This window comes from Streptococcus sp. 3874, assembly GCF_013276425.1.
In the GTDB taxonomy this organism is placed as follows: Bacteria; Bacillota; Bacilli; order Lactobacillales; family Streptococcaceae; genus Streptococcus; species Streptococcus pseudopneumoniae.
Map to the genome: position 1 here is coordinate 1 of NZ_VMLA01000044.1, position 11,675 is coordinate 11,675.

At 37.6% G+C, this 11,675-nt stretch carries 14 protein-coding genes; 11 read left to right on the forward strand and 3 right to left on the reverse strand.

All coding sequences use genetic code 11. The features are described 5' to 3' along the window. Positions 1–115: 115 nt before the first annotated feature. The 10 genes from HT703_RS04875 to HT703_RS04920 all read left to right on the forward strand — a co-directional run bounded on the left by HT703_RS04875 (position 116) and on the right by HT703_RS04920 (position 7,706). On the forward strand, positions 116–415 hold the full coding sequence (locus tag HT703_RS04875) for a DUF4651 domain-containing protein (RefSeq protein WP_001013973.1): 300 nt from the start codon (positions 116–118) through the stop codon (positions 413–415). Then, a complete protein-coding gene (locus tag HT703_RS04880; protein WP_000615773.1) occupies positions 412–729 on the forward strand; it encodes a thioredoxin family protein in 318 nt (105 codons plus the stop codon). Before HT703_RS04875 ends, HT703_RS04880 begins: the two co-directional genes overlap by 4 nt. A 15-nt stretch (positions 730–744) precedes the next feature. Continuing rightward, positions 745–1,371: a YtpR family tRNA-binding protein gene (gene ytpR, locus HT703_RS04885; protein WP_000578305.1), complete on the forward strand. Its 627-nt coding sequence runs from the start codon at positions 745–747 to the stop codon at positions 1,369–1,371. A 41-nt stretch (positions 1,372–1,412) separates the two neighbouring features. Next, on the forward strand, positions 1,413–2,174 hold the full coding sequence (locus tag HT703_RS04890; protein ID WP_001107792.1) for an SDR family NAD(P)-dependent oxidoreductase: 762 nt from the start codon (positions 1,413–1,415) through the stop codon (positions 2,172–2,174). Between the two features lie 76 nt (positions 2,175–2,250). Continuing rightward, positions 2,251–2,646, forward strand: coding sequence for a single-stranded DNA-binding protein (locus HT703_RS04895; RefSeq protein ID WP_000282467.1), 396 nt, complete (start codon positions 2,251–2,253; stop codon positions 2,644–2,646). A 155-nt stretch (positions 2,647–2,801) separates the two neighbouring features. Next, positions 2,802–3,086, forward strand: coding sequence for a co-chaperone GroES (gene groES / locus HT703_RS04900; RefSeq protein ID WP_000917330.1), 285 nt, complete (start codon positions 2,802–2,804; stop codon positions 3,084–3,086). A gap of 15 nt (positions 3,087–3,101) precedes the next feature. Further along, positions 3,102–4,724, forward strand: a complete 1,623-nt coding sequence (gene groL / locus HT703_RS04905; RefSeq protein WP_000031573.1) for a chaperonin GroEL — start codon at positions 3,102–3,104, stop codon at positions 4,722–4,724. Between the two features lie 137 nt (positions 4,725–4,861). Beyond that, positions 4,862–5,617: an epoxyqueuosine reductase QueH gene (locus HT703_RS04910; RefSeq protein ID WP_000567552.1), complete on the forward strand. Its 756-nt coding sequence runs from the start codon at positions 4,862–4,864 to the stop codon at positions 5,615–5,617. Positions 5,618–6,062: 445 nt separating this feature from the next. Continuing rightward, on the forward strand, positions 6,063–6,836 hold the full coding sequence (locus HT703_RS04915) for a class I SAM-dependent methyltransferase (protein ID WP_023937319.1): 774 nt from the start codon (positions 6,063–6,065) through the stop codon (positions 6,834–6,836). A gap of 12 nt (positions 6,837–6,848) precedes the next feature. Continuing rightward, positions 6,849–7,706 carry an Rgg/GadR/MutR family transcriptional regulator gene (locus HT703_RS04920; RefSeq protein WP_000800707.1) on the forward strand — a complete coding sequence of 286 codons (858 nt, stop codon included), beginning with the start codon at positions 6,849–6,851 and terminating at the stop codon, positions 7,704–7,706. Between the two features lie 346 nt (positions 7,707–8,052). Here HT703_RS04920 and HT703_RS04925 read toward each other — a convergent pair whose 3' ends face one another. From HT703_RS04925 to HT703_RS04935, 3 genes are all read right to left on the reverse strand, one after another. After that, a complete protein-coding gene (locus HT703_RS04925) occupies positions 8,053–8,586 on the reverse strand; it encodes a DUF402 domain-containing protein (protein ID WP_000775321.1) in 534 nt (177 codons plus the stop codon). An 88-nt stretch (positions 8,587–8,674) separates the two neighbouring features. After that, the gene (gene recX, locus HT703_RS04930; protein ID WP_023937321.1) at positions 8,675–9,451 is read right to left on the reverse strand and encodes a recombination regulator RecX; all 777 of its coding nucleotides are present in this window, start codon (positions 9,449–9,451) and stop codon (positions 8,675–8,677) included. Positions 9,452–9,460: 9 nt separating this feature from the next. After that, positions 9,461–10,237 carry an aminoglycoside 3'-phosphotransferase gene (locus tag HT703_RS04935; protein WP_023937323.1) on the reverse strand — a complete coding sequence of 259 codons (777 nt, stop codon included), beginning with the start codon at positions 10,235–10,237 and terminating at the stop codon, positions 9,461–9,463. 56 nt (positions 10,238–10,293) lie between these two features. Between HT703_RS04935 and rlmD the strand changes: the two genes are divergently transcribed. Further along, a complete protein-coding gene (rlmD, locus tag HT703_RS04940; protein WP_023937326.1) occupies positions 10,294–11,649 on the forward strand; it encodes a 23S rRNA (uracil(1939)-C(5))-methyltransferase RlmD in 1,356 nt (451 codons plus the stop codon). The last annotated feature ends 26 nt before the right edge of the window (positions 11,650–11,675 follow it).

An 11,675-nucleotide genomic window follows, 5' to 3' on the forward strand; every position in this document is an offset into this window, starting at 1 on the left:
CGGCTAGCTTCCTAGTTTACTCTTAGTATAAGAAGTCCTTTTCCTTAAAGGAAGAGGCTTTTTACTTGCTTTTCTGCTGCTTCCTCATTTGTCCTGAAGCCTTTTTTGTGTTAAAATGAATGGTATGAAAGCTAAAAAAATGTGGATGGCAGGCTTGGCTCTGCTAGGTATCGGAAGCCTTGCTCTTGCTACGAAAAAAGTTGCAGATGACCGTAAGCTCATGAAGACTCAGGAAGAGTTGACAGAGATTGTGCGAGACCATTTTTCCGACATGGGGGAAATTGCGACCCTCTATGTTCAAGTTTACGAAAGCAGTCTGGAGAGCTTGCTTGGTGGCGTCATTTTTGAGGATGGCCGTCATTATACCTTTGTCTATGAAAATGAAGACCTAGTCTATGAGGAGGAAGTCTTATGATACAGCCAGCAAGTTTAGAAGAATTAGCATCTTTAGTGGAAAAAGCGGGCAAGAAGGTCTTCCTTTTTGTGGCAGACTGGTGTGGCGATTGCCGTTATATTTATCCTGTCTTACCAGAGATTGAGGAGACCAATCCAGAGTTCACCTTTATTCGAATGGACCGAGATCAGTATATGGATTTGGCCAAACTCTGGGATGTTTACGGAATTCCTAGCCTTGTTGTTCTAGAAAAGGACAAGGAAATCGGTCGTTTTGTCAATCGCGACCGTAAAAGTAAGGAGCAAATTAACGATTTTTTAGCAGGATTGAAATAGGAGAAAAAGTAAACAATGATTTTTACATATAACAAAGAACATGTCGGTGATGTCCTTATGGTCATCGTGAAAAATAGCGGAGATGCCAAACTGAATGTGGAACGCAAAGGCAAGGTAGCCCGTGTTTTCCTCAAAGAAAATGGGGAAACAGTAGCTTGGAACATTTTTGAGGTTTCGAGCTTGTTTGAAATTGCAGAGCGAGGTCAAGTCTTTTTATCAGATGAGCAAGTCGCTTGTTTGAACCAAGAATTACAGGCGGAAGGTTTTACAGAAGAAATTGTCAATGACAAGGAACCTAAGTTTGTTGTTGGTGAAATTGTTGAGATGGTAGCCCATCCAGATAGTGACCACCTCAACATCTGCCAAGTTGCAGTCGCAAGTGATAAGATCGTGCAAATCGTTGCAGGGGCTCCCAATGCGCGTGTGGGGTTGAAAACCATTGTCGCTCTTCCTGGAGCTATGATGCCCAAAGGCAATCTTATTTTCCCAGGCGAACTTCGTGGTGAAAAGAGTTTTGGAATGATGTGCAGTCCTCGTGAATTGCATCTGCCAAATGCTCCACAAAAACGTGGTATTATTGAATTATCAGAAGACCAAGTTGTCGGAACACCATTCGACCCAGCTAAACACTGGACTGCCTAAGAAGTTGTTAGTATCTGATAGACCAGATAGAAGGAAATAAGATGGCAAAAAATGTAGTGATTACAGGAGCGACATCAGGTATTGGTGAAGCAATTGCGCGTGCTTATCTGGAGCAGGGTGAGAATGTCGTTCTAACTGGACGACGGACAGACAGATTAGAAACTCTTAAGTCGGAGTTTGCAGCATTCTATCCAAATCAAACAGTTTGGACTTTTTCACTAGATGTGACGGATATGGCCATGGTCAAGACTGTCTGCTCCGATATTCTAGAAACGATAGGTCAGATTGATATATTGGTCAATAACGCTGGACTAGCTCTTGGCTTGGCACCCTATCAGGACTATGAAGAGTTGGATATGTTGACCATGCTGGATACCAATGTCAAAGGTTTAATGGCAGTCACTCGCTCTTTCTTGCCAGCAATGGTAAAAGCCAATCAAGGACATATCATCAATATGGGGTCAACCGCAGGAATTTATGCCTATGCTGGTGCCGCTGTTTACTCAGCTACCAAGGCTGCGGTTAAGACCTTTTCGGATGGACTGCGAATTGATACCATCGCAACGGATATCAAGGTGACGACCATTCAGCCTGGAATTGTTGAAACAGATTTTTCTACAGTGCGTTTTCACGGTGATAAAGAACGAGCTGCGACGGTTTATCAGGGAATCGAAGCCTTGCAGGCACCAGACATCGCAGACACAGTAGTCTATGTGACCAGTCAACCTCGTCGTGTTCAGATTACAGATATGACCATCATGGCCAATCAACAAGCGACAGGTTTCATGGTTCATAAAAACTAAAAAATTTTCTCGAAAAGTTACAAATTTCTGTAACTTTTTTTGATTTCCTACGAATAGATAAGTAGGAGGAAAAAATATGTATAATAAAGTTATCATGATTGGACGTTTAACGTCTACACCAGAATTGCACAAAACCAACAATGACAAGTCAGTAGCGCGAGCGACTATTGCAGTCAACCGTCGTTACAAAGACCAAAACGGGGAACGTGAAGCTGATTTTGTTAATATGGTTCTATGGGGCAGACTAGCAGAAACCTTGGCAAGCTATGCAACCAAAGGTAGTCTTATTTCTGTGGATGGAGAATTGCGTACCCGTCGCTTTGAGAAAAATGGTCAAATGAACTATGTGACTGAAGTACTTGTTACTGGATTCCAACTCTTGGAAAGTCGTGCTCAACGTGCCATGCGTGAAAATAATGCAGGTCAAGACTTGGCAGACCTAGTCTTGGAAGAGGAAGAATTGCCATTTTAAGAATTAAAAAGTCTGAGTTGGTCTCAGGCTTTTTATCTTGAGAAAGTCAGACTTTTTTCTTGACTATTTCTGACCAAGTGATACAATAGAATTATGAATTAGCACTCAAGTTCAAAGAGTGCTAATAATATCTATCTCATTATGGAGGAAATCAGATGTTGAAACCATTAGGGGACCGTGTGGTCTTAAAAATAGAAGAAAAAGAACAAACCGTTGGGGGCTTTGTCCTTGCAGGCTCAGCCCAAGAAAAAACCAAAACAGCTCAAGTTGTGGCTACTGGACAAGGTGTTCGTACCTTGAACGGTGACTTGGTTGCTCCAAGTGTTAAAACTGGAGATCGTGTCTTAGTTGAAGCCCACGCAGGTCTTGATGTCAAAGATGGAGATGAAAAGTACATCATCGTAGGCGAAGCTAACATTTTGGCAATCATTGAGGAATAGAAGGAGAAAGTAAGTATGTCAAAAGAAATTAAATTTTCATCAGATGCCCGTTCAGCCATGGTTCGTGGTGTCGATATTCTTGCAGACACTGTTAAAGTAACCTTGGGACCAAAAGGTCGCAATGTCGTTCTTGAAAAGTCATTCGGTTCACCCTTGATTACCAATGACGGTGTGACCATTGCCAAAGAAATCGAATTGGAAGACCATTTTGAAAATATGGGTGCTAAGTTAGTATCAGAAGTAGCTTCTAAAACCAATGATATCGCAGGTGACGGAACTACGACTGCAACAGTCTTGACCCAAGCTATCGTCCGTGAAGGAATCAAAAACGTCACAGCAGGTGCAAATCCAATCGGTATTCGTCGTGGGATTGAAACAGCAGTTGCCGCAGCAGTTGAAGCTTTGAAAAACAACGCCATCCCTGTTGCCAATAAAGAAGCTATCGCTCAAGTTGCAGCCGTATCTTCTCGTTCTGAAAAAGTTGGTGAGTACATCTCTGAAGCAATGGAAAAAGTTGGCAAAGACGGTGTCATCACCATCGAAGAGTCACGTGGTATGGAAACAGAGCTTGAAGTCGTAGAAGGAATGCAGTTTGACCGTGGTTACCTTTCACAGTACATGGTGACAGATAGCGAAAAAATGGTGGCTGACCTTGAAAATCCGTACATTTTGATTACAGACAAGAAAATTTCCAATATCCAAGAAATCTTGCCACTTTTGGAAAGCATTCTCCAAAGCAATCGTCCACTCTTGATTATTGCGGATGATGTGGATGGTGAGGCTCTTCCAACTCTTGTTTTGAACAAGATTCGTGGAACCTTCAACGTAGTAGCAGTCAAGGCACCTGGTTTTGGTGACCGTCGCAAAGCCATGCTTGAAGATATCGCCATCTTAACAGGCGGAACAGTTATCACAGAAGACCTTGGTCTTGAGTTGAAAGATGCGACAATTGAAGCTCTTGGTCAAGCAGCGAGAGTGACCGTGGACAAAGATAGCACGGTTATTGTAGAAGGTGCAGGAAATCCTGAAGCGATTTCTCACCGTGTTGCGGTTATCAAGTCTCAAATCGAAACTACAACTTCTGAATTTGACCGTGAAAAATTGCAAGAACGCTTGGCCAAATTGTCAGGTGGTGTAGCGGTTATTAAGGTTGGAGCCGCAACTGAAACTGAGTTGAAAGAAATGAAACTCCGCATTGAAGATGCCCTCAACGCTACTCGTGCAGCTGTTGAAGAAGGTATTGTTGCAGGTGGTGGAACAGCTCTTGCCAATGTGATTCCAGCTGTTGCTACCTTGGAATTGACAGGAGATGAAGCAACAGGACGTAATATTGTTCTCCGTGCTTTGGAAGAACCTGTTCGTCAAATTGCTCACAATGCAGGATTTGAAGGCTCTATCGTTATCGATCGTTTGAAAAATGCTGAGCTTGGTATAGGATTCAACGCAGCAACTGGCGAGTGGGTTAACATGATTGATCAAGGTATCATTGATCCAGTTAAAGTGAGTCGTTCAGCCCTACAAAATGCAGCATCTGTAGCCAGCTTGATTTTGACAACAGAAGCAGTCGTAGCCAATAAACCAGAACCAGTAGCCCCAGCTCCAGCAATGGATCCAAGTATGATGGGCGGGATGATGTAAGCTTTCTATAGAAAACAACTTATAAAAAACACAAAAGGAGGGAATGACTAACCCTTCTTTTTATAATATTCACTTCTAAATTGATTTGAGCTCTCCTAACTTATATGATAAAATAAGACTAGAAAAAGGAGAAGAACATGATCGATGTAGAAGAAATTCTGTGCAAGATGACCCCCAATCAGAAGATTAATTATGACCGTGTCATGCAGAAAATGGTACAAGCATGGGAGAAAAATGAGCAGCGGCCAACCATTCTCGTGCATGTTTGCTGTGCTCCTTGTAGTACCTATACACTAGAATATTTGACCAAGTATGCAGATGTGACCATCTATTTTGCCAATTCTAATATCCATCCCAAGGTAGAATACCATAAGCGGGTCTATGTCACCAAGAAACTTGTTAGTGATTTTAATGAGCGGACAGGAAATACGGTTCAGTACCTAGAAGCTCCCTACGAACCCAATGAATACCGAAAACTAGTTAGGGGACTAGAGGAGGAGCCCGAAGGTGGCGACCGTTGCAAGGTTTATTTTGACTACCGACTTGATAAAACAGCGCAAGTGGCTATGGACTTGGGCTTTGACTACTTTGGTTCAGCTTTGACTATCAGTCCTCATAAGAATTCTCAAACCATCAATAGCATCGGAATCGATGTGCAAAAAATTTACACGACCCACTATCTTCCCAGCGATTTCAAGAAAAATCAAGGCTACAAACGTTCAGTAGAGATGTGTGAGGAGTATGATATCTATCGTCAATGTTATTGTGGCTGCGTCTATGCAGCCCAAGCCCAGAATATTGACCTGGTTCAAGTTAAGAAGGACGCCACAGCATTCTTGTTGGATAAGGATGTTGAGAAAGACTATTCTCATATCAAATTTATAGTAGATTGAAACTAGAATAGTACACCTTTACTTCTAAAACATTGTTAGAAATCGATTTGACTGTCCTTATTTCATTTTACTATACTATTACGAAATTAGATATATAAATGAAAACTTGCCTCAAGGTAGGTTTTTTGCTAGTAGAAAAGCGATAGACAGAAATTGTTGGACTCTTAAAAAAATGAAGTTTTGCTCAAAAGAGCTTTTTAAATTAAAACGAGCAATTATCAGTTCAAATCTGTTTCAAAAGAAGAACGGATAAATTAACCGATGCTTTGTTTTTGAGTTAGGAAGTTAAGCATGCTAAACTGAGTCGTAGGAATAAATTTCTTTATAGAAATGTGTTGCAACTCTGTTATAATGGAATATTCCTTTTTTGCATTTATACAACTTATTTAACACTATCTTTATTCTTGTGATATAATGTCAAATTATAGAGTGGAGGTCATTTAAAATGATTGATAAAGTAATTGAACAATATAAAAGTCATGATAATCTTGATATTCGAGTAGAATTGCATAAGAAGTATTCAAAAAATAAATTGGGATTTAATAATTGGATATTTTCTAACTACCAAATAACTGATGAAGTAAAGGTTTTAGAATTGGGATGTGGTACAGGAGAACTGTGGAAAAGTAATAGTGATTCTATAGATAAAATGAAGCAGTTGATTGTTACAGATTTTTCTAAAGATATGGTAAAATCAACGAAGTCAGTGATTGGAAATAGAGACAATGTCAACTATGAGATAATGGATATTCAAAAGATTTTTTTTGAGAATGAAACGTTTGATATTGTTATTGCTAATATGCTTCTACATCATGTGAATGATATTCCTAGAGCGCTATCTGAGGTGAATAGAGTCTTAAAAACAGGAGGTGTTTTTTACTGTGCTACATTTGGTGAAAATGGAGTTGTAGATTATTTGGCAAATTTATTTAAAGATGAGGTTAATCAAGATTTAGAAAATAAAACGTTTACTTTACAAAATGGTAAAAGGTACCTGAGTAGGTATTTTAACTCTGTCGATACATTACTCTATGATGATGAGCTACAGGTGACAAGTATAGATGACCTAGTTAAATACATCCAATCGTTTAAAGGAATTTCCGAAATAGGTTCACTAGAAGAGGAAATAATACGTAAAAGATTGGAAAGTGAGTTTAATAATGGTATGTTGATCATTCCTAAAGAATATGGTATGTTTATCGCTCGAAAAGAAAGTTAAGGGAATGAAAGTGTGAAAAATTACGGAGAAGCTTTTCGATATTTTAGAAAATTAAACGGATATTCTTTAGAGTATGCTGCAGCTGATTCTATATCAAAATCTCAACTTTCTAGATTTGAAAGGGGAGAAAATGAAATTTCTCTTTCAACGTTTTTTGAATTATTATCAAATATCAATGTTTCGATAGAGAATTTTTGTAATTACCTAGAAAATTATAAAAGATCGGAGTTTGATGATTTTTTGGTTAATTTATCTCCAAATTTTTATAGTTTGAATACTAAAGGATTGGAGGAAATAAAAAATGAGCAACAAAAACTTTTTGAGAAGAGTGGGGAAAAAACTCATAAAATAAATACAATTATGGTTCAGGGATTATTAAATCAGATAGATTGTAATCATGTAGTTAGTAGAGATGATCTAAATTTAGTGTATGACTATTTATTCCAGAAGGAACGATGGGAGTCCTATGAGATAACGCTGATTGGTAATTTATATCATCTTTTTGAAATAGATTATATTTACATGGTCGGAAAAGAAATACTAGAGCGTACACATTATTACGAAAAAATCGGCAAGAATAGAAATTTAGTTGTGTCAGCTTGTTTAAATTTTTGGTTCTGTTGCCTTGAAAATTCACATCTAATATATGCAGACTACTTTGAAATGAAATTAAAAAAATTATTAAAAGATGACACAAAAGTTTTTGAAAAATCTACATTCAAATTTGTAGAAGGATATAAAATATATCTGACTGAATCTAAAGAATCTGGAATTAAACAAATGAACAATGTCATAAAATATTTTGAGTTTATTGAATCTAAAAGTATTGCTTTATATTTTCAAAAACGATTAAATGAGCTGGTAGATTAAATAGCATTTTCTCTGTAAAGATATTATTTTTAAAATGTTGTGCTAAATGATTGATGCTATGTGGAAATAAAAAAATACGAAGTTGACCTGTATTTTTTATACTAATCATCTTCGTATTTTTTGTATTAAACGATATAAGTTTGTTGTAAACTTACAAGGAACAGAGACATTAAAAAATAACAGTATATCTATTTGTTTTATATATTTTACGAATTCTGCATAAATCTCTTTCTAGTAAGGTGTTGTAACTCTGCTATAATGGATTTATTCCTTTTTGTTTTTACACAATTTATTTTACACTACCAAAAAAACAAGGTCAGGATTTTGTTCCTGACCTTTGACAACTTTACCGATTCTTTAGTTCTACATAGCGCTTGTACCAAATGTTTACATAGGCTTCTGAGAAAGGACCACGTCCATTGTTAATCCAATCAACAAGAATTTTGACATGTTCTTTTAAAATATAGTCCAAGTCATCAGAATAATTCATTTTGCGTTTGTGGCGCTCATACTCTTCAACGTCCAAGAGACGTTTTTCCCCATCTGTAAAAATTTTAACATCCAAATCGTAATCAATATACTTCAGTGCTTCTTCATCCAGATAGTAGGGGCTAGCCATATTGCAATAGTAAGAAGTTCCATTATCACGAATCATGGCAATGATATTAAACCAATATTTCTTGTGAAAGTAAACAATAGCCGGTTCTCGAGTGACCCAACGACGACCATCACTTTCGGTAACAAGTGTATGATCGTTGACACCAATAATGGCGTTTTCTGTTGTTTTTAGTACCATGGTGTCCCGCCAAGTTCGGTGGAGACTCCCATCATGCTTATAACTTTGAATTGTAATAAAGTCGCCTTCTTTTGGAAGCTTCATAACTAACCAACTTTCTACAATTTATAAGTTTATCATTTACTATTGTACCATAAAATTACCTAAAATCTGTGAATTTCACTTGGAAATATTAAAGATATTCTCTAAGAGCGCTTGCTATATCCGAAAAATCGTAGCCCTTTCGTGCTAAAACTTGAGTTAAACGCTGCTTCAGTTCGTATCCTTCATACTTTCGAGCATACTTAGTATATTGCTTATCAAGTTCCTTGAAGATGAGTTCTTGAGTCGTTTCTTGGTCAACTTGGCTATCTAAGTCGTCAAAGGCAATTTTAGCATCAGAATAAGAGAAGCCCTTGTTAGTCAAGTTCTGGATAATCTTATCTTGCAGGGCACGAGTTGGAAGTTTTCCCTCATATTTTTTCAATAGTTTATTAGCTACACGTTGAGCAACTTCCGAAAAATCAAATTCTTTCAAGTTCTCTTCTATAGTAGATTTTGAAATCCCTTTTTGAGCTAGTTTCTGAGTCAGCACATAAGGACCCTTGTCTCCTGAAAGTTGATTGGTATTGATGATAGCATAAGCGTACTGACCATCATTAATCCACTTATCTTCTTTGAGATTATCAATGACTTGAGAAACGATGTTTTCATCAATATCGTATTTTTTCAGATATTCTCTGACCTCTTTTTCAGTGCGTGCTTTAAAGGATAAGTGGTAGAGGGCCAGATTCTTACCATAAGAAAATTGAGCAAAGTCTTGAATCTCTTTCAATTCCTCTTCGCTTATCACCTTATCTCTCGATAACATAAAACGAACAATTGTATCTTCGGTGATATAGCATTTGTCGCCATTATCAAGCTCCATCAGATAGAGTCTTTTTTTCTTTTCAAGTTTTGTGATTTTCATAATTTCCTTTCATCTAAATGCTTCGAAAGCTGCAACAAGTCGTAGTTTATCCATATTTACATATTCTCTACCGTAATAGTCGAGAAATAATTCAGCATACGTAGCCTCTTGTAGGTTGTAATGAAGGGACCAAATTGCCCAAAAGAGGTCGATATGTCGGTCACTAAAACCAGCCAATCCCAAGTCAATAAAGCAAGAAAAATGAGAGGCATCCTTCAAGATGAAATTTGGCAGGCAGGCATCTCCATGAATAAAAGCATCATCTTTGAGGATGTAACCTTTCTCTTGTATCAGTTGGTAAGCTTCTTCACGACTGTGAATATGAAATTGGGGCAGAAGAGTCTTGTTATAAAAAGTCCCCTTTTGATAGTTTTTTAAGGCTTTTTCTTTATAACGCTTCAGATGATTTTCCGACGGAAAAGATTGTGGTTTAAGACTGTGAAGTTTGTTTAATGCTTGAGCTAGGGTTTGACAGAGTTTTTCGGGTTGATTTAAAAAATCGAGAGCATTTCTGCCAATGGCTTCTTTGGTCAGAAGGAAGTCCTTTTTTGCTGATAAATAGGTAATCACTGGAGTTCCCAATCCTTCAGTTTCGAACCAACTTGCAATCTTAGCTTCTTGAGCTAATCTGCCTTTTTGATCTATTTTTAAATAGTAACCTGAATCTATATATAGGACAGTTGCACTTGAATGAGAAGAACTATCAGAGAGATTAGCTCCCTTGATATAGCTTCGTAATCGTTCAGGGAAATCTAGTATACTAAAGCGAGGTGTTTTTGAATTCATGCTTTTATTGTAACATATTCTTAAATATCTTAGAAACTCCATGGTATAATAGACCTATGAATCTAAAAATAAAACAAAAAATACCATTAAAAATCAAGCGCATGGGAATTAATGGTGAGGGAATCGGCTTTTACCAAAAAACATTAGTCTTTGTACCCGGTGCTCTCAAAGGCGAAGATATCTATTGTCAGATTACTTCTATTAAACGTAACTTTGTTGAAGCGAAATTATTAAAGGTCAACAAGAAGTCTAAATTCCGCGTTGTGCCAGCTTGTACTATTTATAATGAGTGCGGAGGCTGCCAAATCATGCACCTGCATTATGATAAGCAGCTGGAGTTCAAGACGGACTTGCTTCATCAAGCGCTGAAAAAATTTGCTCCTGCAGGATATGAAAACTATGAAATTCGTCCAACTATTGGAATGCAGGAACCAAAATATTACAGAGCTAAGTTACAATTTCAGACTAGAAAATTTAAAAATCAGGTCAAGGCGGGCTTATATGCACAAAACTCTCACTATTTAGTAGAGTTGAAAGATTGCCTGGTACAAGACAAGGAAACCCAAGTGATTGCTAATCGTCTAGCGGAATTACTTACTTTTCACCAAATTCCAATCACCGATGAGAGAAAAGTTCTAGGTGTTAGGACTATTATGGTTCGACGAGCAAGAAAGACTGGACAGGTTCAGATTATTATTGTTACAAATCGTCAGCTTAATTTAACCCAACTAGTAAAAGACTTAATTAAAGATTTTCCAGAAGTTGTGACAGTAGCTGTGAATACAAATACAGCTAAAACCAGTGAGATTTATGGTGAAAAGACAGAGATTATCTGGGGACAAGAGAATATTCAAGAAGGTGTACTCGACTATGAATTCTCACTATCTCCTCGAGCTTTCTATCAACTAAATCCTGAACAAACAGAAGTTCTTTATAACGAGGCGGTAAAAGCCTTGGATGTTGATAAAGAAGACCATTTGATTGACGCTTATTGTGGAGTTGGAACGATTGGATTTGCCTTCGCAAAGAAAGTAAAAACACTCAGAGGTATGGATATTATTCCAGAAGCCATTGAAGATGCCAAGCGAAATGCCAAAAGAATGGGATTTGACAATACTCATTATGAAGCTGGAACAGCAGAAGAGATTATTCCTCGTTGGTACAAGGAAGGATACCGAGCAGATGCTTTGATTGTGGATCCACCACGTACAGGTCTGGATGACAAGTTATTAGATACAATTCTTACCTATGTACCAGAAAAAATGGTTTATATTTCTTGTAATGTTTCGACTTTGGCAAGGGATTTGGTACGCTTAGTAGAAGTCTATGATCTTCATTATATCCAGTCGGTCGATATGTTCCCACATACAGCTCGAACGGAAGCAGTTGTAAAATTAATTAAAAAATTTTAAAAAAGTAGTGTCAATCGAAAGTGATG